Origin of the sequence: Chitinophaga qingshengii, assembly GCF_014529935.1 — a bacterium.
GTDB lineage: Bacteria > Bacteroidota > Bacteroidia > Chitinophagales > Chitinophagaceae > Chitinophaga > Chitinophaga qingshengii.
The window spans coordinates 3,132,320-3,153,873 of record NZ_JACVFC010000001.1 but is presented as its reverse complement, the minus strand read 5'-3'; the positions used below and the strand labels follow the sequence as shown (position 1 = coordinate 3,153,873).

Sequence of the window (21,554 nt, the reverse complement as noted above, 5' to 3'; positions counted from 1 at the left end):
TAAAGAGGAGAAACCGCTCATGAACCGCTCGCAAGCCAAACTGACACAAGGGATTGACTGGCCGATAGTTGGCCTGTACCTGGCGCTGGTGACCATCGGCATCATGTCTATCTTTGCTGCGGAATACCGGGGCGATGATAATATCTGGCAGAACATCATCCATCTGAATAAAAACTATTCGCGCCAGATGATGTGGTTCGGCATATCACTGGTATTGGCGGCAGTTATCTGGCTAACGGACAGTAAGTTTTTCACGGCCACCTCCAACCTGTTATATGCCGGTGGTTTGTTGTTACTCCTGTTGGTACTGGGAATTGGTAAGGATGTAAAAGGTTCACACTCCTGGCTGGTGATCGGTGGTTTCCAGTTTCAGCCGGCAGAGCTCACTAAACTATGTACCAACCTGGCGTTGGCTAAATACCTGTCATCGCAGGAAACGGATTTTACCAAACTAAGGTCGCGGTTGATTGCAGCCGCCATCGCATTGATTCCGGCGGGTATTATCATCCTGCAGGATGAAACAGGGCTGGCACTCGTATATTTCTCCTTCTTCCTCGTGATGTTCCGTGAAGGCTTGCCGGGTGTGCTGCTGGTCATCGCTTTCTCCGGCATTGTGCTGGTATTATCGGCCTTGCTGGTGGATAAATACGTGTTGTTTATCATTTTTTCCGTCATCACCGCCCTGGTGATCTACTTTATGCGACGGGAGATCAAACGGAAACGAACGCGCCTGCTCGTGATTCTTGGCGTATATGCTTTCTGTTCCATATTTGTGATGTTCATCGTGCCTTTTGCTTTCACCAAAGTGCTGAAAGACTACCAGGTGCGTCGTATTGAGGTAATGCTGGGTAAGGAAAACGATCCCAAGGCTACCTATAATACGCGTCAAAGTATGATTGCTATTGGTTCCGGCGGTTTCTGGGGCAAAGGATACCTGAAAGGTACCCAAACCCGTTACGACTTTGTACCGGAACAAAGTACTGACTTTATCTTCTGTACCGTAGGCGAAGATTTCGGCTTTTTAGGCAGTGTGATCTTCCTGGGGTTATATGTGGCGCTGCTCTTCCGGATCATTTTTGTAGCGGAGCGACAGCGATCGACCTACTCGCGCGTATATGCCTATGGGGTAGCCAGTATTATCTTCTTCCACCTGGCTATTAATATTTCGATGACCATCGGGTTGGCGCCGGTAATTGGTATTCCCCTGCCACTGGTGAGTTATGGTGGTTCCTCTTTGATGACCTTTACCATGCTCATCTTTATTATGCTGCGCCTTGATGCCGACCGGCAGATGGTGTTGCGGTAACCAGGGCTGCAAACTAATGGTGAATGGGCTATCTTTGCATCATGGCACGAATTATTCCATTATCAGAAGGTTCATTTACGGTAGATGCTACCAAACGGTTTTCTCCTTTCAGACTGGGCACAGATAATCTGCAGGACCGGCCTCATGGCTCCCTGTTGGTAGAGATACAGCCTTTTCTTGTAATTACCGACCGTGACTATATATTGCTGGACACCGGGCTGGGTTTCCGCAATGAAGATGGTGTTTTACAGATCCATCAGCACCTGATAGACCATGGCGTTAATCCCATGGAAATTACCAAAGTACTGATGAGCCATCTGCATAAAGACCACTCCGGCGGCGTATCGGCAGCAGATCCCATCACCGGTGAGCGTACCCTCACTTTCCCCAATGCCACCTATTATGTGAATAACGAAGAAATGCTGTATGCCATGGAGCATGCAGGCAAATCTTACCTGGCAGAAGATATTGTATTGCTGCAACAACGCGATAATGTAGTGTTTACAACCGGCAACGGTACGATCGATGGTTATATTCATTATGAATTGACCGGCGGCCACTGCCCCTATCACCAGGTATTTTTGATAGACGACGGAGAAGATAAAGTGTTTTTTGGCGGCGATGTAGCGCCACAGATTTCGCAGATGAAGAGCCGCTTTGTGGCTAAATACGATTACGATGGTAAACGTAGTATGGAGTTAAGGCAGGAGTTCCTGGAACGTGGTAAACAGGAAGGCTGGACTTTCCTTTTCTATCATGATACCAAAGAGCCCTTTGCCAAATTTTAGGAAAAGGTACTATTAGCATACCTATGTACGCCTTGTATGACCGCTTTACCTTAACGGGACAACACCATATCAGGACATGGGACAGGCAGGGCCACAGCTGGGCTGCCTTCACCAACTACCGTCAGCCGGCTGCGCATGGATTGTATATACCGCAGCCTGTGCTGAACCTGATCATTCGTGGAGAAAAGAGAATATACGACGGCTTGCAGGTGCATCATCTGCGGACTGGCGATGTATTTTTAATACCGGCCGGTAGTGTTATCTGCTCTGAAATATTACGGCCGGCGGAAGATTTCGCCAGCATCAATTTTTTCCTGCCGGAAATGCTGCAGGCCGCGCAACATACAGGCGCCGGTACAGGCAGGCAGGTGGCAGGTACTACTCTTACTATTTCTCCCTCGGCCGACTGGCGACAGTTAACACAGGCATTATTACAACATTTCCGGGAAGACGGCGCTATGCCGGCTTACGAAAATATGATGGACCGGTTACAGCACTTGCTGCAGAAGGAGCCGGTCGCCGTGAGGCGGGCCGTGGCGGGGAAACCCTCCGGCGGTATGCAACACATGATGGCGCGGTTGCATAATGGTATACATGAAGTGCGGTTGCTGGAAGAAGTAGCGTCTCTGGGGAATATGAGTCCCGCTACTTTAAAACGGCGTTTCCGGGAAACCTACCAATGCAGTCCTATGCAATGGATATGGGGTAAACGATTGCAGATGTCGGCTCTGTTACTGCGTACCAGTGAGCAACCTATCCCGGAGATAGCTTATAGTACCGGGTTTGAGGATCTCTCCCATTTTTACCGGCAGTTCCGTCGCTGTTTTGGTATGACGCCGGCGCGATGGCGCCGGGCGGAAATTTGAGCTTTTCAGCCAATAACGCCGGTGGTAAAAGCCCTATCTTGTCATTCAAAAGCGAACATAATGGAAAACATGACCTCCTTTGCCGATGCCTGGGTAGCAGCGTGGAACAACCATGACCTGGATGAAGTGATGTCCCACTATTCACCGGATATTACCTTTTATTCTCCCTTTATCAAAAAAATCAATAATGATCCCGAAGGCCGTATTCAGGGGATTGAGAACCTGCGTGCTTATTTCAGCAGGGCGCTGACGGCTTATCCTGATCTGCATTTTGAATTATATCATGTATTGGAGGGGGTGAATTCAGTGGTACTTTATTATAAGAGCGTCAACAATTTACTGAGTGCGGAGATGATGGTATTAAAAGACGGGAAGGTAACAGAAGTAAGGGCACACTACAAAGCGCAATAGACAATAGATTTTTTAATGTGAATGGCAAAAAAAGGGAGATCCATGTGGATCTCCCTTTTTTATGTTTCGATTTATGGTCTTTTCCTAAAGTTGCCTCCCTGGTTAATCCGGTTGAGGCGCTGGTTATTCAGGTGATTGATCATGATGTTCCGGAATTCCCGTTCGCTTTTAAATACGGCGCCGGCTTTACGGGCGGGTAGTACGCGTTGGAATTCGTTGGTATATCTGGAGCGGATATCATACATTCTTTTCTCGTATCCGAGATCGTTATCCATATTTCTTCTGGCCAGATCATCGGGATCGCTTTCTGTGATTTTATCCTGTTGTCTTCTGCTGTGGCGTTCTGCGATGAGTGTTTCCACTTCTTTTGTATAGTTTTTGTATACCGGCCAGAATTTTTCCGCCTCGTCTGCGGATAGGTTTAGTTTCTGGGAGAGGTACTGCATCTGGAGGGTTTTAATTTTTTCTGTCGCCTCATCAGATGGTGGTTTTTGTGCCTGTGTGAAGGCACTGGTCAACATAAGCAGGACAATCCCTATTATTTTAAAATTTAAGCGTTTCATGCATCACTACTGGTTAGGTAATACCTCTTTTGATAAGGAAGATTGTTGCAGGTATTGCTCTATGGCAGCGGGCGGAATCTGGTCATTGAGTTCCTGTTGCAAGGTTTCCGGAGCGGCCACGTCGGCAAAGCCGGCATAGTCATTATCAAAAGCATCAGTATGGTTTTGGAGATAGTATTCAATATCCTGGTTATCGATCCGTTCCAGTTGTCTTTCCAGGCTAACGCTGCTGTCTTTCTGAATGAAGAGCAGGGCGGTGGTACCGGCAAAGGTGATCAGGCAGGCGGCCACGGCGTATTTCAGCCATTTCCTGATTGGGTTCCGGTGAACAACATGCAGTGTGGGTGCTATTGGAGCAGACGGGAGAGCAGTTAGGGAACCGAAATAACCTGCGGGTACGGTAAAGGGCACTTCTCTGGGCATGGCGGCCAGTAAGGGCGATAAGGCTTCCAGTTCGGCCTGTATTGGGTTTTTCGCTTCCTGGTGAATCCTTTGGAGGATAGTTTGCGGAAGCCCTTCAAAATAACCGGCAGGTACTGAAAAAGGATGATCGGGTAACAACGGTTCCGAGCGATCGGGTTGCAGTAAATGAACCTGTTGCAGCACTGCATCCGGTAGCCGGTCGAAGTAACCAGCCGGCACCGTAAATGGTGCATCGGCGGGCCACTGGGCATCCGGCACCAGTTGTTTTAATTCATTGCTGATATTTTCGTGCTTGTTCATATACATTTTTTAGACAGGTAGCTGCTTCAATAGTTTAATGAGATTTTAATCTTTTGGCAAAAAACTTTAAAGACAGCTTAAAATCGGGCGATACAGGCGATTAAATATCCGTTCCTTTGATAAAATCCTCGATTTTTTTGACTGCATGGTGGTACGACGCTTTCAGGGCGCCTTCGGAGGTATCCAGTACCCTGCTCATTTCTTCGTAGGGCATTTCGTCGTAATACCGCAGGTTAAACACAATTCTCTGTTTTTCAGGTAGTTGTAATATCGCTTGTTGCAGTTTCCATTCCAGTTTATTGGCATCAAACTGGGCATCCGCTTTCAGTTTGTTGCTCAGGCCATCTTCCACATCGGAGAGGGAGACGGCAAATTTTCGTTTTTGTTGTTCCAGGAAAGTGAGGCATTCATTGGTAGCTATTTTATAGAGCCAGGTAAACAACTGGGCATCTTCCCGGAAGTTCTCGAGGTTTTTCCACACTTTAATGAAAACATTCTGCAGCACATCATTGGCATCGTCATGAGAAACGACCAGCCGTCTGATATGCCAGTAAAGTCTTTCCTGGTATTTACGGATGATCTGTGTAAAACCCTGTTCACGGGTTTCGGGCATCCGGTATAGTGCCAGTAGTGTTTTATCGTCCTGTGTAACGGCCATAGGTTAAATGGTTCTTGGACAGGTGGTTTTATTTTCCTGAATATAAAGAAAAATCCTGCTAAAGGGTACTTTAATGATGATAAAGTATTGTTTCCTGTATGATATGCAGAAACGGTGAAAGTTTAATGGGGCACAAAGATTTAGCACCGGGGAGATAAATGAAAGGCTGACCTGAGCGGGCCAGCCTTTCATTTTATTTTTTTATGCAGATGCAATTATGCTTTTTTGCGTGCGATCGCTTTTTCTGCAGCGGCAACGATGTGATCTGCATCGAGGCCGTATTTTTTCAGCAGTTCCACTGGTTTGCCGCTTTCGCCGAAAGTATCGTTGGTGCCCACGTATTCGATGGGTACGGGGATATGGCGGGCAGCTACCTGTGCAATGCTGTCGCCCAGGCCGCCGAGTACGTTGTGTTCTTCGGCAGTTACCGCGCAGCGTGTTTTGCTGAGGGATTTGATGACAGCAGCTTCATCCAGGGGTTTAATAGTGTGGATGTTGATGATTTCCACGCTATAGCCTTTTTCTTCCAGTATTTTACCGGCTTCTACAGCGATCCACACGAGATGGCCGCAGGCGAAGAGGGTGATATCGGTTCCTTCATGGAGGATTTGCGCTTTACCGATCTGGAAGTCCTGGTTTTCGGCGGTGAAGTTAGGCCATTTCGGGCGGCCAAAGCGGAGATATACGGGGCCTTCGTGATCAGCGATCGCGATGGTAGCAGCTTTGGTCTGGTTGAAATCGCAGGGTACGATCACGGTCATGCCAGGCAGCATTTTCATCATCCCGATATCTTCGAGTATCTGGTGGGTAGCACCATCTTCACCCAGGGTGAGACCTGCGTGGGAGGCGCATATTTTCACGTTTTTATTGGAATATGCTACAGACTGGCGGATTTGGTCATATACCCTACCGGTAGAGAAATTGGCGAAGGTAGTGGTATAGGGGATTTTTCCCCCGATGGTCATCCCAGCGGCGATGCCTATCATATTGGCTTCAGCGATACCTACCTGTACAAAGCGGTCGGGGAATTCTTTCACAAAAGCGTTCAGCTTCATAGAACCGAGCAGGTCGGCGGTGAGTGCTACTACATTTGGGTTTTTGCGGCCCACTTCCAGTATACCTTCACCGAATCCGGCGCGGGTTTCTTTTTCGTTTAGCGGTTGAATATCTTTTACCATTGCGGTCTGTTTAAAATTGAGGCGTAAATGTAAACATTTAATAGCAGGAAGTTAGTTGCTCAGCACTTTATTGCGGAGGCTTACTTCCCATTGCCATGCTGTGCGCATGCTGTCTTCTATCCCGATTTCAGGTGACCAGCCGAGTTTTTCCTTGGCACGGGAGTTATTGGCATAGATGGCGATCACGTCGCCGGGGCGGCGTGGGCCGGTGGTGTAGTTGAGTTTTACACCGGATATTTTTTCGAAGGCCAGGATAGCTTCCAGTACGGTAACACCGTTGCCGGTACCAAGATTAAAGACTTCGCAGTTAGAGGCATTTTTATGCTCAATGAGGTATTGTAAGGCCTTCGTATGTGCGTTGGCGATATCGGTTACATGGATATAATCCCTTACGCAGGAGCCGTCGCGGGTATCGTAATCGCTGCCATAAACAACCATTTTCGGGATTTTGCCGATAGCGGTTTGGGTGATAACGGGTACCAGGTTGTCTGGTTTACCCAGGGGCAGTTCGCCGATGAGACCAGAGGGGTGGGCGCCTACGGGATTAAAGTAACGGAGGAGGATAGACTGGGTATCGTTTACCCGGCTATAATCTTCAATGATCTGTTCTCCCATTTGTTTGGTGCGGGCATAAGGTGATTGCGCTTCACCCAGCGGGGTTTCTTCCACTACCGGTAGTGCAGTGGTATTACCATATACAGAGCAGGAAGAGGAGAAAACGAAGTTGGGGACATTAAATTCCTTGATGCACTTCAGTACATTGATGAGAGAAGTGAGGTTATTATGAAAATACAACAGCGGGTCTGCTACTGATTCGGGTACCGTTTTGAGGGCGGCGAAATGGATCACCCCTATGATATCCCTGTTTTCATGGAATACGGCATGTGTATCTTCCAGGTTGCAGAGGTCAACTTTGTAATTACGCACTTTTTTGCCGGTAATTTTTTCCACGCCATCCAACAACTGTGTGGTACTTCTGATATTGCTGTCAACAGAAACCACGTCGAAGCCATGATTGATTAGATCTACAATAGTATGGGAGCCAATGTAGCCACAACCACCCGTAACAAGAACCTTCATGATAATTTCAGATTTACGTTTTAATGAGATGTCAGATCTTTTTTTGTTCCAGCACTGTTTCCAGGTACTGGCCATAGCCGCTTTTCAGCAATGGTTTGGCCAGCTCTTTCAGTTGGCTGGCGTTAATAAAGCCTTTACGATAGGCAATTTCTTCGATACAGGCGATTTTGATGCCTTGCCGTTGTTCGATCACCTGTACAAACTGGGAGGCCTGCATCAGTGAATCGAAGGTACCGGTATCGAGCCAGGCTGTTCCGCGGGGTAAGATAGAAACTTTTAACTTTCCGCGCTTCAAATATTCTTTATTCACATCTGTGATTTCGTATTCGCCGCGTGGACTGGGTTGCAGGTTTTTGGCGATATCTACCACTTCGTTATCATAAAAATAGAGGCCGGGCACGGCGAAGTTGGATTTCGGCTGAGTGGGTTTTTCTTCGATAGACAATACCCGCATATCGTCTGAAAATTCCACTACGCCATATCTTTCAGGATCGGATACCTGGTATGCATATACGATACCGCCATCGGGCTGGGTGTTATTGGCCAGTTGGGTACCGAGGCCGGCGCCGTAGAAGATGTTATCTCCCAGCACCAGGGCCACATTATCCTTTCCGATGAATTGTTCACCGATGACAAATGCCTGCGCCAGACCATTGGGCTGGGGCTGTTCGGCGTAGGACAGGTTCAGGCCCAGCTGACTGCCATCACCGAAGAGGCGTTGAAAGGAAGGGAGGTCGTGCGGCGTAGAGATGATCAGGATATCTTTTATACCGGCCAGCATGAGTGTAGACAACGGGTAATAGATCATGGGTTTATCATATACCGGCATTATCTGCTTGCTGATGGCATAAGTGATTGGGTGTAATCGGGTACCGGAGCCGCCGGCCAGGATAATTCCTTTCATGCTTAATTCAAGTTTTTGATTGGACGTTAAGGGCTATGTAAAGCCGCACAAAAATAGTTGCTCTATTCCACATGACGGCATTTTTATATAAAAAAAAGCTCTCCACAGGTGGCGGAGAGCTTTTTAGTATTTTAATATTTAAATATTTTAATATTTAAATGAAGATGCTGGTAATGAGGTAAGTCACTGCCGCCAGGATACCGCTGATGGGGATGGTGAGTACCCAGGCCCAGAGCAGGCTGACGGTAACGCCCCAACGAACGGCTGACAACCTTTTGGTAGCACCCACACCCATGATAGCACCGGTGATAACGTGGGTGGTACTGGCGGGGATACCCAGGTGTTCGGTGAGGAACAGGGTAATGGCGCCGGAAGTTTCAGCAGCCACACCTTCCAGCGGGGTTACTTTAGTGATACGGGTACCCATGGTTTTTACGATTTTCCAGCCGCCGCTCATGGTACCGAGGGCGATACAGGTAAAACAGGCCAGGGGAATCCAGTCGGGCATAGCCTTGATATTGGGAATATAACCGGCAGATACCATGGCAGCGGCGATGATACCCATTACTTTTTGGGCATCGTTACTGCCGTGGCCAAGGCTCAATGCAGCGGAAGAGGCCAGCTGCAAGCGTTTGAACCAGTTTTCTGCCCGGAAAGGGTTTGCCTTCCGGCAGATATTCACGATAATGATGGTAATAATAAAGGCGACTATCATACCAATCAGTGGCGCCAGTACGATGAAGTACACGATGGGCAGCACTTTGTGGTAGTTGATAACGTCGAGGGTACCTGCGCTGGTTACCGCTGCTCCGATAAAACCACCGATCAGTGTATGGGAGGAGCTGGAAGGGATACCCAGCCACCAGGTAAACAGGTTCCAGGTGATAGCAGCTACCAGCCCGGCGAAGATCACTTTCAGGGTGATAAACTGTTCAAATACAGAGCTGGCTACAGAATTGGCTACTTTAAACTCGCCGATTACATATTTGGCGATAAAAAAAGCCGCAAAGTTAAATACTGCGGCCCAAAGTACTGCCTGGAAGGGCGTTAGTACCTTGGTGGAAACGATCGTGGCGATGGAGTTGGCAGCATCATGGAAACCATTGATGTAGTCAAATATGAAAGCCAGTATTACAATTATTACTAATAAAGTCATGGTAACACGAGGATTATGCGGTCTGAGCTAAATACCCTTTATCAGGAATATTTGATAATAATGGTTTCAATAACGTTGGCGCAGTCTTCGCATTTGTCGGTAGCGATTTCCAGTGCCTGGTATATTTCACGCATTTTAATCAGCTCTGCGGCATTTTGCTCGGTGTCGAACAAGTCGGCAATAGCACGGTCGTAGATATCGTCGGCGTGGTTTTCGAGACTATTGATTTTTACGCAGGCATCGGTGATCACGCGCATATTCTGCATATTGCGCAGTTCAGGGATAGCTTTGTGCAGTTCCAGTACGCCGAGGTGGATCAGTTCAGCGAGTTTGCGGATGCTCTCATTGGGTGTGTTCACTTTGTACAGGTCCATCCTTTTGGCGGAACCATGAATATAGTCAGCTACATCATCCAGTGTGGCGGCCAGGTAGTGGATATCTTCCCGGTCAAAGGGAGTGATGAAGTTCTGGCCCAGCTCTACGAATATGCGGTGGGTATAATCGTCGTTTTTATGCTCCAGTCTCTCAATCAGGTGTACTTTGTCTTTACGTACGGCAGGATCAGTGGTCGCTACCAGTTCGTTGAGTACCTGAGCCATTTCCACAAGGTTGGAAGCCACGTCTTCAAACAAAGAATAAAATACCCGGTCTTTCGGCATGAATAGTTTAACAAAGGAATTGAAGCCTCCCATACGTTTGAGTTTAAAAATTTGCCGCAAAAATAGCTTTCAGAATCAATCGGAGCCAGAAAAAAACGTGAATTAATAATTCCTTAACACTGGATTAATATAAAAGTAATATAGCAATTTTTCCTTTGTATAAGAAATTATAATCATAAACAGGTACCTACAACCTGTCACATTCTTTACATAGATGTCCGACAAACGCGCATTAGATATAGTTGTTATCTCCGACGTCCACCTCGGGATATACGGCTGCCACGCTAAAGAGCTGGTCCAATACCTGGACAGCATAGATCCCCGCATTATGGTGCTTAACGGAGACATCATCGATATCTGGCAGTTTAGCAAACGTTATTTCCCCAAGGCCCATACCAAGGTAATCCGGAAAATCCTCAAAATGATCGGCAAAGGCACGGAAGTGTACTATCTGACAGGTAACCACGACGAGGCCCTGCGCAAATATGCCGGGTTCGAACTCAGTAACTTCACCATCGATAATAAGCTGATCCTGGATGTAGATGGCAAACGGCACTGGTTCTTTCATGGCGACGTATATGACGTAACCATGAAAAACTCCAAATGGCTGGCTAAACTGGGCGGGAAGGGATATGACCTGCTGATTATTATCAACCGGTTAGTCAATAATATCCTGGAAAGCATGGGCCGGGAAAAGATGTCTTTCTCCAAAAAAGTAAAACAAGGGGTAAAATCAGCCGTTAAGTTTATCTCCGATTTTGAGCAAACAGTAGCGGAAATAGCGGTCGATAAAGGATTTGATGTGGTTTGCTGCGGGCATATCCACCAGCCGCTGATCAAAGAGATGCCGGTAGGAGATAAAACCGTGACTTACCTGAACTCCGGTGACTGGGTGGAAAGCCTTACCGCGCTTGAATATTCCCAGCAACAATGGACCCTTTACCAACACCCCGTTACGAAAACGAAGGTCGTTCTCCCGGAAGATGAAGACGATGCCTCGCCTGACTGGGATATTAAAACCTTCCGTTACTCCGATATCTGACTTTCAAAAAATAGTAAACTTTAAATATTCAAATATTTTTATATTTGAATAGGATTTTCACATAATCATAACAACTGCTTAATATTAAATTAAAAGTAGACTTCTAAGTTTGCTTATTACTATCAAGAAAACCTATTTGGAAGCGCAGTAAATGAAGTTTGAACAGCAATGAAAGTACTTAAACTACACCCATTAATGACGATATCCCTTTTGCAGATGCAAATGCAGCGTTTGTTATCCTGCAATATTGCGGTATATGTCCGTCACTCTCTGGCCAATGCTTTTGACACCCTTAAAGAAGCCGGTTTTGAAGAAGAAGACCTGGTAGAATATCCTATCGATGAAACGCTCAGTTTACGTGAATTTGAGGAAGATCTGGAAGAGCGGTTCAACTTCAGCCTGGAACTTTGCAACAAGGATAATAAGCCTTTCACCAACAAAAGCCAGCATCTGTTCCAGATATCTTCTGCGCCACAGGGCCCGAGGGAGGAACGTAATTATCAGCTGGACATTTCCCTGGACATGCTGATGAACAACAACAGAACCACACCCCCTTCCTATCTGATGTAGCGCTTATCACTGCTGTTCCGGCCTTTCCATATCCCTTGTTACTGATGACCTTATCCTATATACCCATTTTCGTATATGCATCGTTGTTAACGCCGCCATCAAGATATTAACCGGTGATACCCGTTGTTTACCGTATTCCCTGCCTGGCAATAAACAGGTATGGGACAGTATTACTGTGAGACCACAGTAATTTTTTAGATTTCATAAGCTGTATTAAAATACCGTCCTGGTTTATACCGGGATGGTTTTTTATGCCATGGATATAAAAAAGAAATGCCCTCCGGAGAGGGCATTTTCTTTTGGTGAATGCTACAGTAATTGTTAGTTGCCTACAGTACCATAGAAGAACTGGGCATTATTGGTGGTTTTTACCAATCCTCCGAGGACCAGTGTTGATCCCTGGATGGTATTAGGTACCCACGACAGATTGAATGTATTGGTTTCAAAATAGTTCCTGGCACTGGTGAGTGCCGCTGCCAGCGCTCCGGCATTACCATCCGCCGATGCAAATATCAGCTTGAGGGAACCGTCCGGATTTTTTGTTACGTTATAAACGATGTTCGCCAGGTAGTTGGTGGTAGGACTGGAGAAGGCAAACCGGAGGGTAAAGGTCTGGTCGGTCTGCATTATACGGATCGTGTTGAGCGTATAGGTGTTATTGAACGCTTTGATCCCGGCTGCACATTGGGTGAATACGGCATTGAAATCCGTTTGCAGGGTACCTTTCAGGACAGCGGGCGTATAGTCGATGGCCGTATAGTCTTTACCGGGACCAAACAACAGGTTTAACGGCACAACCGGCATGGTACCGGCCTGAAGATTATAGGTATCATTACCGCTTTTTACATAATACACCTTGTTGGCTGCGTCCCACAGCAGTTCGCGGATGGAAATGCCATTGTAAACAAAGGCAGAATCCAGGATCAGACCATTGGGGGAAAAGGCAAAGGCTCTGACTTTGCTGTTGGCGGCATTTTTATCGTCTATATAAGTAAAACGGATGCGCCGGGAAGCAGTAGAGATGGCCGCATCAATAGCCTTGTCATCCTTGAATTTGATGTAAGGCGCCGCAACAGTACTTACATAGGTATTGTTGTCGGCCATACGGTCGGCAATTTTACCGGCGAGGATATCCTGCTGTTCGGCGGTAGTCAGTTTCACCATCATCATCATATTCTGCCGGTCTATTCCTTTAATATAAAAGGTATCGCCCGTCATTTTGTCCATGGCGAACTGGAAATCGGATTGTAAGCCGGCGCCGGCAGTACCCCCACTGTTACCTGGAACAGGATCGTTGGGCAGGTGTATGTAATTATAGGTATCGAATATCAGCGTAGGCCATTGCAGGGCTTTGAGCCGGAAGGTGGAGACTTTGGGCGTAACAGCGGTGGTGCTGTTAAAGTCGCTGACCATTTCTACAGAATTGTCCTTATTGAACTTAAAGTAGTAGTAGAAGCCCTTTCCGCCTTTGGGATAGATGGTGGCCTTCCAGCCGTATTGAGAGCTGGTAAGCAACTGCATATTCTCTTCCAGGCGTTGGGTCAGCCTTTTATCCGGGTCTTCCATAAATGGGTCGGAAGACTTGTTACAGGCCATGGAAGCCATGGCGAGCAAGGTATATAGCGTGATTTTTTTCATGGTTGTTCATTACAGATTTAAAGTTCCGAATGTAAATGCGGTGGCATCGCTGGCTTTCTCAAAACCTCCGAATTCCACTTTGGCGTCGGCGCCATAGAAGTATTTTGGTTTCTGTACACCGCTGAAGAAATCGGTTATTGGTTTCATCATTGGGGCAAACAAAGCGCCAAATGCATCGCCGTTGACAAGCGTAAATGTATACGTTTCGGCGGCGTTGTTAGCTGTAACGTTATAATTGTAAACTGCAGGTGTCAGTATACCATTGGCGGTACGGAAATTGGCTTTCAGCTGCATGGTAGTGGCTGCGTTAAACGTAATGTTGAGGCTCTCCAGAGTAGCGACATCCGGATTGGTAAACGCTATGACTGCTGCTTTAGCTGCTTCCCAGGCAGTATTGAACGCATCTGATTGTCCGCCTGTCAGTGCAGGATTGATGACAATATTGGTGAACGCTTTACCAAAGCCGATATGGGAATACACCGGCGGATTGGAATAGCTGTTGAAGTCCTGCTGCACTTTTGTTTGCAAACCAGTGAAGTCAATACCCCAGGTTTGTCTGAAGTAGGATACTACAATCGCTTCTTTTTTACGAAGGATATCCACATTGACACCACTTTGTTTCAGGATGGTTTCATAGCCACCCCGGCCCAGAGTCAGCATGATAGACACCATTTCTGCGAAGTCTTCTTCCGGAGCGGCCCTGGCGTATTGGCTGATAAAGCCCAGTTTATACGCATCAGCAATAGGCTGGTTGTTCCAGTCGGCGGTATAGCCGCCACCCGTCAGCAAGGGGAACTCTTTCGGGTACAACGTAGTTTGGTGCAGGATGTGTGCAAACTCGTGGTGAATGGTTTTCAGCACTTGTTGTACGTTACCGCGGTTACTTTTGTTGAAGTTGTTGACATTATACAGGGTAACCCGGTATCCGCCTTCTGCTTCACCCAGTTTAACGGTACCGCCTGTATTATATTCCACGCTACCTACCAGCATATACTGTTTGGGAGAATAGGTTTTAATAAAGTCGGCGCCTCTTTCCTTTATATAAGGTTGTATCCAGGCGGAGTTGACGGTTTCCATCAGTGGCCGCACTTTGGCGGAATCCGGTGGTACCAGGGTTTTAGTCGGGTCCAGTTCAGATCCGTCGAACCGGTATTTTACTTCCAGGTTATAAGGTTCTGTGAATGTTTTAAACAGCCAGTTATCCAGTGGCGTTTTTACCCAGGTGTCGCCGCCAAGGCCTACCAGGGGCTTGTCCAGGTTGTCTGACTTTTTACAGGCGGACAGGGAGGCTGCCGCTAAAGCTATGATCAGGAAAAAATTTCTTTTCATCGAACAGAAGATTAACGGGGATTAAGAGGAACACCGGACAAGGATACTTCTTCCGGCAATTGCAGCAGTTTGCGCTTATCATCCGCAGCCAGGTCAAACACTTCTCCTTTGGAGGTAGTGTGTGTTACCGGCATTTTCAGGCGGAGAATATCCAGCCATCTCATGCCTTCACTCACAAACTCGGCACGTTTAATATCCAGTAAGGCCAGGCGATAGGCTTCTTTCTTGTCGGTAACCCTGTTGCCATAGTAGCTCATGATACGGGCGTCGGAAATAACGTGGGTAGCATTATAGTTGACGATACGTGTTTTCACGAGGGTATTCATGTCTACCAGCGCCTGGTCGTACATTTCCTTGCTGAGGTAAGCCTCTGCCCTGTTGAGCAGCGTTTCTTCCGTGGTCAGCAGGGGTACCATGGTGTAGTAAACACCGGTGTTGGCGTTGATGCTGCTGCGTTTGAAGTAAGCCAGGTATTTCATCACGAAATAGAAAGTGCTGCTGGTACTGTACACCTTCAGCGCATCCCAGCGGCTACCCATTGGGCTGCGGATCAGGTTTACCCTGTCTTGTGACATCGCATACTGATTGGCGTAGTAGTAACGTCCGAAGCTGGATACCGTTTCGGCCAGCAGGAGATTGCCAGGGTTATTGGCATTGGTATAAAATGTCTGCAGGTCGTTCGTGGTAACGGAGGCCGCCTGGTAATTCAGCCAGGGTCTTACGTTAGTGGCGAAGTCATTGGTAGGAAATGCCAGGTTAGCTTCTTCTATTACTTTATCATAGTTGCGTTTCCAGAGATAGAACCGGGCTGCAAAAGCGTGGGCCGCTTTTCTGGTAAAGTGATAGGCCGGGATGGCGTATTTGTCGTTCAGTAACGGTATGCCTTCGTTCAGGTCTTTTTCGATCATCTCATATACATAGGCTACTGTTTTCCGGTCATATTGTTTGAGGACCACTTTTTCCGGTTCCGACACATACGGGATGCCCATGTCCTGGCTGGCGGTAGCAGGATCATATGCTTTGGCATACAGGCATACCAGCATAAAGTGTGCATAGGCTCTGGCTACCAGTGCTTCTCCTCTCTGGCCGGCATACAACTGTGGGTTGGCTGCTTTGTTACAGATATTCAGCGCCTGGTTGGCCGATGCAATGGCGCTATAGCAGGCATTCCAGTAATAACTGGGGCCATCCTGGGAAGTGGAGGTGACATCTCTCCAAAAATAGGCGTCTGCATTTTTGGGGTCCTGTACGCCGGTAGTGCTTACATCCATAAAGTTATCCGACATGGATTCTGCCAGCAGGAAGTAGTTACCGCCGGGATAGGCAGTTACCAGTAATTCGGAAACCTTCTCCGGTGTGTTCAGGGTAGCCCGTTGGTCGGGTGCCTGCTCCAGGTATTTTTTACAACCGGTGGCGCCTATTAATGCCACGGCCGCTATATACAGATACGTTCTTTTCATAATGATCACAATTAAAATCCAACTTTTAAGGTAAATGTGAATTGCTTCGGTACCGGCATGGCTACGCCGCCGGAGGTAAAGAATTCAGGATCTTGTCCTTTCAGTTTTTCATCGGCATAAATCAGCCAGATATTGTTGCCCTGGAATTTCACGGCGGCGCTGTTAGCGCGTATCAGCCTGGCTACGCTGGAAGGCAGGTTATAGGCCAGTGATAACTGTTTCAGCCGGACGAAACCGCCGTCGGCTACACGGCCCGATGTATAGTTGTAAACGGTATAGGGATAAACGGAGCCTACTTTGTTACGGGTAAGATAGTCAGCAATGGCCGGGATATCTGTGCGTTGCTGGTCCTGGGGAAGCGTCCATCTGTCCAGGAATTCTTTTGGCAGCGCGTCTGCATCGGAATAGTTTAATGCGAATGCGTTGTTTAACCTGATTTTATTACCAGCCTGGTAGGAGACAAAGAAATTCAGCGTGAAATTCCTGTAGTTGAAGGTGTTGTTCCAGCCTCCGGTGATAACAGGATCAACAGAACCTTCATAGATCAGGTTACTTTTGTTGGTGCTTTGTACATACACGCCATTGGCTACGTTACCGTTTTCATCGATGAAAGTAGGTTTGCCGATGTCGTCCAGGCCCTGGAAGTTGATGGAATATAAACCACGTACCGCATGGCCTTCAGAAGCGCCACCTTCGGGCACGATCAGGTCATAAATACGGGGTTTGCTTTTCAGGTTGGTGATTTCATTTTTATTGTAGCCGAAAGTCAGGTTGGACCCCCAGGAGAAGGATTTGGTTTTCACCAGTTTACCACCGATGGTAAATTCTATCCCGTGGGATTTCATGTCTGCATAGTTGGCCTGTTTGGTGCTTTCGCCGCCAATACCGGAAGTACGGATGGAGCTGATCAGGTCAAAACCATTGCGTTTGTACGCATCTACGCTGATAGACAGTTTATCGCCCCAGAAACCTGCATCGATACCGACGTTGCCTTCGTATTGTTTTTCCCAGGTAAGTTCGCTGTTTTCAAGGTGATCGATGTCGATCTTAGGTTCTACTTCCGATAATCTCGGACGGGTAGCAGAGCCATTCTGGTATACAACGCTGGAGTTGGTGGCGCTGCCGATGCTGGCGGTAAGACCATAAGAGGCACGGAGTTTCAGGAAGCTGATTTTGTCTCTGTACTTCATGAAGTCTTCCTGGTCTATGTTCCAGGCGGCGCTCATCGTCCAGGTAGGCAGCCAGCGGGCGTTTCTGGATTCTCCCATTTTGTTGGAGCCATCGTAACGAACGGTACCGTTGAAAATATATTTACCATCGTAGGAGTAGCTGGCGTTTCCGAAGAAAGAAGCGTAGCGGTCATACTGTTGGTTCATGCCAAAGTAGTTATAACCTCCTTCGAGCAGCATTTTAATCATCCGGTAATCAGTAAAAGGAGTACCACCTTTATCGTACTGGTAGCCATACCCATTGGAGTAGCTGTTCTGACGATCGGTGTACTTGATTTCCTGACCCACGAAGGCGCTCACAGCATGTTTGGTACCAAAGTCATGTCTCCAGTCCAGCTGGTTACGCACGTAATAGTTAGTGAGTTTATCGTCGTTGCGGTTGTAGAAACCACCTTGTGGCAGCGGGATTTGTTTGATGGTGAGCTCCGGATGGTCAGGGTCGTTGTAAAGGAACGGGTTGGCATTTCCCACGGTCGTATTGGGGAGATACCGGTATGCCGCGGCCATGTTGGAGTTTTCGGTGATAATATTTTCGCGGGTAGTTTTTACGAAACGGATAGCACCGATAGTACGGAAGTTAAATTCTTTGGAGATTTTATAGCCCAGTTCACCCTGGATTTTAGTATCCAGCATATCCAGGTTGATGGAGTTGTTTTGCAGTTCATTGATGATATTGAACGGCGCATAGTTGCGGTTAAAGTATTCGAGGTTTCCGAATTCATCATAGGCAGTCATAGCGCGGCTGGTATTGAGTGCGTAGCTATACGGGTTGATATCGAAATCCCTGGTATATACGCCTTCCACTACGTTGCTGGAGCGGCCCTGTGTACCCGGAGCGCGTTGTTGCCGGATAGATCCGTTTACGATCACATCGGCTGTGAGGCGGTTGGTCAGGTTGTAGGTCCCGCGGAGGTTGGCTGTGTAACGGCTTACGCGGTCGGCGATAGACCAGCCGTTGTCGTTATAATAACCCAGGGAGAAATAATGCCTGGATTTATCCGTACCGGAGGAGATACTGAGGGAGTGCTCCTGTACGAAAGAGTTTCTGAAGAGCAGTCCGAACCAGTCGGTATTGGCTTTTGCATAACGTTGCAAAAAGGCTTCCCTGGCTTCGGGAGTGTTTTGCAATCCGAATTTGCCGGTGGAGGCGTCGTAAGCTTTCAGCTGTTGGTACATTTTCGCATATACCCCACCGGTATTTCCGTTGGCGATACTGGAAGTCAGGTTGCCTTTACGGTATAATTCTGCGTATACAGACATCTGGTCGGCAGAATTCATGATGTTGAAAGTGCTGTAATCCGGTTTGAGGAACGTAGAGAAGTTACCGTTATAATTCACCTGGGTGGAGCCGGAGCGTCCTTTTTTGGTGGTGATTACTACTACGCCGTTCATCGCGCGGGCGCCGTATTGGGCGGTAGCGGCCGCATCTTTCAGGATGGTGAATGATTCGATGTCGTCGGCATTGATACCGGCAACGGAGGAACCGATCAGCGTGAGGGCGTCTCCACTGGAGAGCTGGTCGTTACTGATGTTCACGATATCTTCCAGTACAACGTTATCCACTACCCACAGCGGTTTGTTTTCGCCGGAGATAGAGGTAGCGCCTCTTACGCGGATTTTGGGGGCGGCGCCAAAGGTGCCGGAAACGTTTTGTACGGATACACCGGCCACTTTACCTTCCAGCATACGGCTTACGTCAAGGATACCGTCTTGTTTTACATCAGAGCCGCTCACATTTGTTGCGGCGCCGGTAAACAGTTTTTTGGCCACATTCTGATAGCCTGTTACCACCACTTCTCCCAGTCCGGCCACATTTTCTTCCATGGTGATATTGAAGACCGCCTTTTCGCCGACCTGCACTTCATGCGGTTTAAAACCGAGGAAGTTAAACACCAGGATGTCGTTGTTATGGGCATTGATGGAGAAACGGCCTTCCTGGTTGGTGATGACCCCCTTTTGTTGTCCTTTAACCTGTACGGATACACCGATCAGGGGAGAGCCTTTCCTGTCCACCACTCTACCCGAACGCTGGGTTTGTTGTTGCGGCGTTGTTTCGGTAGCGGTGTTCGCAGCCGGTTCTTCTTTCGCTTTCAGTATAATGGTGCTGGACAGCAGTTCATATTCAATGGGCTGGTCTTTCAGTACCTGGTCCATGAACTCATGCAGCGGTACGCCGTTGGCGTTTACGCTTACATCGTGTGCCCGTTGCAGCACCTCTTTCTTATAGAATACCAGGTATCCTGTCTGCTTTTCGATAGCAGAAAACACTTTTTGCAGACTGGCTTTCCGGGCACTGAACGTAACGAGCTGCGCCTTGGCTCCCGCGCTCACCTGCAAAAAGGACACAAGGATAAACATTGCTGTTAATTTCATAGTAATCAGCAGTTTTTTTAGTCCGGTAGCTATTCCCTTCACCGGATGTTGCCGATTTACCGATACCGCCCCGACCTCGTCAGGAAGGCCGGCCGGTACTACATTTCCGGGCATAGCATACCAACTACAATTCGCATTTTTTTGCTTAAATTGCATTAGTTTGATGATTTTAACTGGTTGTTTAAAAAATTGGTTTCATTCGATCAGGATCACGCAAACGCTTTCCGGGGGTGGTGATGACACCTCCGGTTTTTGTTAACTGTCCCTTCTTTTTGGTTATATCCGTTTTTAAAATTTTACAAAAAGAGAAGTGCTGCTACATCTCATAGCGCAGCCTGATAAACAGTACTTTTATTTTTTGGTTGATGACAGTCTCCCGTCTTTCATTATTCAATGATTATTGCTCATATTCAGGTTAAGGAATGAACACTATTGTTTTATTATTTTCCAGGCGACAATGTACGCCTGCCTGGTTTAAGACTTTGATCATTTCCGGCAGGGCGAGGTTCCGGTTTATTTTACCGCCCAATTCCGCATCTGGTGCGTTTTCCATGACTTTAGTGTCGATACCGTACCATCTTGAGAGCTGTCGTGCCAGCATGGTCAGGTCATTATCTTCAAAATCAAAATACCCGTTTTTCCAGGCAATAGCGCTTTCTGTGTTGACAGGCAATACGCTGATGGGATGATCAGGGGAGATATTGGCCTGCTGGTCGGGTTTCAGTAATGTTTTATTTTCGGTTGTTCCGGCAGATACCATCACGGCGCCCTGTACGAGGGTCACCCTGCAGGAGTTTTCATCGGGATAGGCATTGATATTAAAATAGGTGCCCAGTACTTCCACGGTCCCTATCTTTTTATCGCTGCGCCGGATATTTACTTTAAATGGATGTTTCACATCCTGGGCTACTTCCAGGTATACTTCCCCGGAGATGTCCACTGTACGGTCATCCCCCATAAAATAAGTGGGAAACCGGATACTGCTTTTGGCATTGAGCCAGACGATCGTACCATCGGGCAACATTACTTTAAACTGGCGGCCAACCGGTGTGGTGAGCGTGTTATACTGTGGCGCCGCCGGTTCACCGTTGGCACGGTCATAACCAATTTTACCGTTGTGCAGCACAATACTGGCGCCGTTCTGGGTGGCTACAATACCGTTGCCCAGGCTGTCCAGTACAATCTGCGAGCCATCTCCCAGTGTGAGTACAGCACCGTCACGCCCCGGAGGAAAATCTGCTTTAGCCACCGGTTGTGGTTTAGCCTGACGGCTGATGATCAGTGCCGTTCCTGCTCCCAGTAATACCAGTATAGCAGCAGCGGCCCACCATCTACGAAAGGAAATCACCCGGGAGGCAGCTGGCCGCTGTTCTGATTCGGCTTCATCGAGCGCTTCCTCAATCATGGCTATACGCCGGAGATCAAGGGAAGGCAGCTCCGGCATGCCGGGCAACAGGTGACTGTATTTATCCAGGACTTCCAGCTGTTCATCGGGGCCGGCGGCTGCCAGCCATTGACGGAACGCTGCGTATTGCTCCTGGGAATAATTACCAGCAGCATAGTCTTGTAAAAATTGGTCTCGTTGATCCTTCGTCATAAACCGGAATATGTCTCCAGACAT

19 protein-coding genes are annotated in these 21,554 nt (G+C 47.8%); 6 read left to right on the top strand and 13 right to left on the bottom strand.

Translation table 11 applies throughout. The features are described from left to right. The first annotated feature begins 19 nt into the window (after window positions 1-19). The 4 genes from rodA to ICL07_RS12170 are packed head-to-tail and all read left to right on the top strand — an operon-like array spanning window position 20 to window position 3,371. Window positions 20-1,306 carry a rod shape-determining protein RodA gene (rodA, locus tag ICL07_RS12185; protein ID WP_188088173.1) on the top strand — a complete coding sequence of 429 codons (1,287 nt, stop codon included), beginning with the start codon at window positions 20-22 and terminating at the stop codon, window positions 1,304-1,306. Window positions 1,307-1,347: 41 nt separating this feature from the next. Then, window positions 1,348-2,094 (top strand): MBL fold metallo-hydrolase, encoded by a 747-nt coding sequence (locus ICL07_RS12180; RefSeq protein ID WP_188088172.1) that lies wholly within the window; start codon window positions 1,348-1,350, stop codon window positions 2,092-2,094. Window positions 2,095-2,117: 23 nt separating this feature from the next. Continuing rightward, window positions 2,118-2,960 (top strand): helix-turn-helix transcriptional regulator, encoded by an 843-nt coding sequence (locus tag ICL07_RS12175; protein WP_188088171.1) that lies wholly within the window; start codon window positions 2,118-2,120, stop codon window positions 2,958-2,960. 60 nt (window positions 2,961-3,020) lie between these two features. Next, a complete protein-coding gene (locus ICL07_RS12170) occupies window positions 3,021-3,371 on the top strand; it encodes a nuclear transport factor 2 family protein (RefSeq protein ID WP_246485010.1) in 351 nt (116 codons plus the stop codon). A 71-nt stretch (window positions 3,372-3,442) separates the two neighbouring features. On the opposite strand, the gene ICL07_RS12165 is transcribed toward ICL07_RS12170, so the two are convergent. From ICL07_RS12165 to ICL07_RS12130, 8 genes are all read right to left on the bottom strand, one after another. Continuing rightward, the gene (locus ICL07_RS12165; RefSeq protein ID WP_188088170.1) at window positions 3,443-3,934 is read right to left on the bottom strand and encodes a hypothetical protein; all 492 of its coding nucleotides are present in this window, start codon (window positions 3,932-3,934) and stop codon (window positions 3,443-3,445) included. A gap of 6 nt (window positions 3,935-3,940) precedes the next feature. Further along, a complete protein-coding gene (locus tag ICL07_RS12160; protein WP_188088169.1) occupies window positions 3,941-4,657 on the bottom strand; it encodes a hypothetical protein in 717 nt (238 codons plus the stop codon). 100 nt (window positions 4,658-4,757) lie between these two features. After that, window positions 4,758-5,315: an RNA polymerase sigma factor gene (locus ICL07_RS12155; RefSeq protein WP_188088168.1), complete on the bottom strand. Its 558-nt coding sequence runs from the start codon at window positions 5,313-5,315 to the stop codon at window positions 4,758-4,760. 215 nt (window positions 5,316-5,530) lie between these two features. Next, a complete protein-coding gene (locus ICL07_RS12150) occupies window positions 5,531-6,493 on the bottom strand; it encodes a transketolase family protein (protein WP_188088167.1) in 963 nt (320 codons plus the stop codon). A gap of 51 nt (window positions 6,494-6,544) precedes the next feature. Beyond that, window positions 6,545-7,573 carry a UDP-glucose 4-epimerase GalE gene (galE, locus tag ICL07_RS12145; protein WP_188088166.1) on the bottom strand — a complete coding sequence of 343 codons (1,029 nt, stop codon included), beginning with the start codon at window positions 7,571-7,573 and terminating at the stop codon, window positions 6,545-6,547. Between the two features lie 31 nt (window positions 7,574-7,604). Beyond that, entirely contained in the window at window positions 7,605-8,477 is an 873-nt protein-coding gene (gene rfbA / locus ICL07_RS12140) for a glucose-1-phosphate thymidylyltransferase RfbA (protein ID WP_188088165.1), read from the bottom strand. A 154-nt stretch (window positions 8,478-8,631) separates the two neighbouring features. Further along, window positions 8,632-9,633 carry an inorganic phosphate transporter gene (locus ICL07_RS12135; protein ID WP_188088164.1) on the bottom strand — a complete coding sequence of 334 codons (1,002 nt, stop codon included), beginning with the start codon at window positions 9,631-9,633 and terminating at the stop codon, window positions 8,632-8,634. A gap of 41 nt (window positions 9,634-9,674) precedes the next feature. Then, window positions 9,675-10,325 (bottom strand): DUF47 domain-containing protein, encoded by a 651-nt coding sequence (locus ICL07_RS12130; RefSeq protein WP_188088163.1) that lies wholly within the window; start codon window positions 10,323-10,325, stop codon window positions 9,675-9,677. A 181-nt stretch (window positions 10,326-10,506) separates the two neighbouring features. On the opposite strand from ICL07_RS12130, the gene ICL07_RS12125 reads away from it, so the two are divergent. Both ICL07_RS12125 and ICL07_RS12120 read left to right on the top strand, forming a co-directional pair. Continuing rightward, window positions 10,507-11,334, top strand: coding sequence for a UDP-2,3-diacylglucosamine diphosphatase (locus tag ICL07_RS12125; protein ID WP_188088162.1), 828 nt, complete (start codon window positions 10,507-10,509; stop codon window positions 11,332-11,334). Window positions 11,335-11,529: 195 nt separating this feature from the next. Then, the gene (locus tag ICL07_RS12120) at window positions 11,530-11,904 is read left to right on the top strand and encodes a hypothetical protein (protein WP_188088161.1); all 375 of its coding nucleotides are present in this window, start codon (window positions 11,530-11,532) and stop codon (window positions 11,902-11,904) included. A 321-nt stretch (window positions 11,905-12,225) separates the two neighbouring features. Here the strand turns inward: ICL07_RS12120 and ICL07_RS12115 are convergent, their stop codons facing one another. From ICL07_RS12115 to ICL07_RS12095, 5 genes are all read right to left on the bottom strand, one after another. Beyond that, on the bottom strand, window positions 12,226-13,542 hold the full coding sequence (locus tag ICL07_RS12115; protein ID WP_188088160.1) for a DUF4302 domain-containing protein: 1,317 nt from the start codon (window positions 13,540-13,542) through the stop codon (window positions 12,226-12,228). 9 nt (window positions 13,543-13,551) lie between these two features. After that, window positions 13,552-14,871 carry a zinc-binding metallopeptidase gene (locus ICL07_RS12110; protein WP_188088159.1) on the bottom strand — a complete coding sequence of 440 codons (1,320 nt, stop codon included), beginning with the start codon at window positions 14,869-14,871 and terminating at the stop codon, window positions 13,552-13,554. An 11-nt stretch (window positions 14,872-14,882) separates the two neighbouring features. Continuing rightward, a complete protein-coding gene (locus tag ICL07_RS12105; protein ID WP_188088158.1) occupies window positions 14,883-16,331 on the bottom strand; it encodes a RagB/SusD family nutrient uptake outer membrane protein in 1,449 nt (482 codons plus the stop codon). 11 nt (window positions 16,332-16,342) lie between these two features. Continuing rightward, complete coding sequence (locus ICL07_RS12100; protein ID WP_246485009.1) at window positions 16,343-19,933, bottom strand: SusC/RagA family TonB-linked outer membrane protein; 3,591 nt, start codon at window positions 19,931-19,933, stop codon at window positions 16,343-16,345. 415 nt (window positions 19,934-20,348) lie between these two features. Next, complete coding sequence (locus ICL07_RS12095; protein WP_188088156.1) at window positions 20,349-21,530, bottom strand: FecR family protein; 1,182 nt, start codon at window positions 21,528-21,530, stop codon at window positions 20,349-20,351. Window positions 21,531-21,554 lie beyond the last annotated feature (24 nt).

What these genes read in the sequence shown, in the direction of transcription:
- ICL07_RS12165 (WP_188088170.1), bottom strand. Translation starts at nt 3,934, where the DNA reads ATGAAACGCTTAAATTTTAAAATAATAGGGATTGTCCTGCTTATGTTG.
- ICL07_RS12175 (WP_188088171.1), top strand. Translation starts at nt 2,118, where the DNA reads ATGTACGCCTTGTATGACCGCTTTACCTTAACGGGACAACACCATATC.
- galE (WP_188088166.1), bottom strand. Translation starts at nt 7,573, where the DNA reads ATGAAGGTTCTTGTTACGGGTGGTTGTGGCTACATTGGCTCCCATACT.
- ICL07_RS12100 (WP_246485009.1), bottom strand. Translation starts at nt 19,933, where the DNA reads ATGAAATTAACAGCAATGTTTATCCTTGTGTCCTTTTTGCAGGTGAGC.
- ICL07_RS12170 (WP_246485010.1), top strand. Translation starts at nt 3,021, where the DNA reads ATGGAAAACATGACCTCCTTTGCCGATGCCTGGGTAGCAGCGTGGAAC.
- ICL07_RS12150 (WP_188088167.1), bottom strand. Translation starts at nt 6,493, where the DNA reads ATGGTAAAAGATATTCAACCGCTAAACGAAAAAGAAACCCGCGCCGGA.
- ICL07_RS12110 (WP_188088159.1), bottom strand. Translation starts at nt 14,871, where the DNA reads ATGAAAAGAAATTTTTTCCTGATCATAGCTTTAGCGGCAGCCTCCCTG.
- rfbA (WP_188088165.1), bottom strand. Translation starts at nt 8,477, where the DNA reads ATGAAAGGAATTATCCTGGCCGGCGGCTCCGGTACCCGATTACACCCA.
- ICL07_RS12155 (WP_188088168.1), bottom strand. Translation starts at nt 5,315, where the DNA reads ATGGCCGTTACACAGGACGATAAAACACTACTGGCACTATACCGGATG.
- rodA (WP_188088173.1), top strand. Translation starts at nt 20, where the DNA reads ATGAACCGCTCGCAAGCCAAACTGACACAAGGGATTGACTGGCCGATA.
- ICL07_RS12130 (WP_188088163.1), bottom strand. Translation starts at nt 10,325, where the DNA reads ATGGGAGGCTTCAATTCCTTTGTTAAACTATTCATGCCGAAAGACCGG.
- ICL07_RS12095 (WP_188088156.1), bottom strand. Translation starts at nt 21,530, where the DNA reads ATGACGAAGGATCAACGAGACCAATTTTTACAAGACTATGCTGCTGGT.
- ICL07_RS12105 (WP_188088158.1), bottom strand. Translation starts at nt 16,331, where the DNA reads ATGAAAAGAACGTATCTGTATATAGCGGCCGTGGCATTAATAGGCGCC.
- ICL07_RS12120 (WP_188088161.1), top strand. Translation starts at nt 11,530, where the DNA reads ATGACGATATCCCTTTTGCAGATGCAAATGCAGCGTTTGTTATCCTGC.
- ICL07_RS12125 (WP_188088162.1), top strand. Translation starts at nt 10,507, where the DNA reads ATGTCCGACAAACGCGCATTAGATATAGTTGTTATCTCCGACGTCCAC.
- ICL07_RS12160 (WP_188088169.1), bottom strand. Translation starts at nt 4,657, where the DNA reads ATGAACAAGCACGAAAATATCAGCAATGAATTAAAACAACTGGTGCCG.
- ICL07_RS12115 (WP_188088160.1), bottom strand. Translation starts at nt 13,542, where the DNA reads ATGAAAAAAATCACGCTATATACCTTGCTCGCCATGGCTTCCATGGCC.
- ICL07_RS12180 (WP_188088172.1), top strand. Translation starts at nt 1,348, where the DNA reads ATGGCACGAATTATTCCATTATCAGAAGGTTCATTTACGGTAGATGCT.
- ICL07_RS12135 (WP_188088164.1), bottom strand. Translation starts at nt 9,633, where the DNA reads ATGACTTTATTAGTAATAATTGTAATACTGGCTTTCATATTTGACTAC.